Origin of the sequence: Vibrio sp. 10N.261.52.C11 (assembly GCF_041471405.1) — a bacterium.
Lineage (GTDB): Bacteria > Pseudomonadota > Gammaproteobacteria > Enterobacterales > Vibrionaceae > Vibrio > Vibrio crassostreae_C.
Genome location: NZ_JBFROI010000129.1, coordinates 1 through 228, shown reverse-complemented (window position 1 = coordinate 228; position 228 = coordinate 1). Strand labels below are relative to the sequence as shown.

The window sequence follows — 228 nt, the reverse complement described above, 5'->3', positions numbered from 1 at the left end:
ACTCCCCTACGGGATACCACTTCCTTCAAGAAGTAAAAAGGGTCGTTAGCTCAGTTGGTAGAGCAGTTGACTTTTAATCAATTGGTCGCAGGTTCGAATCCTGCACGACCCACCATTTCCTCCCAAGGAAATAAAATTTGGGGCGATTAGCTCAGTTGGGAGAGCACCTGCCTTACAAGCAGGGGGTCACTGGTTCGAGCCCGGTATCGCCCACCATTTCCTCCCAAG

General features: G+C 50.9%; 2 tRNA genes. Both read left to right on the top strand.

The features are described from left to right. The first annotated feature begins 39 nt into the window (after positions 1–39). Positions 40–115 (top strand) — tRNA-Lys (locus tag AB4323_RS24255). Positions 116–140: 25 nt separating this feature from the next. Continuing rightward, positions 141–216, top strand: a tRNA-Val gene (locus tag AB4323_RS24250). Positions 217–228 lie beyond the last annotated feature (12 nt).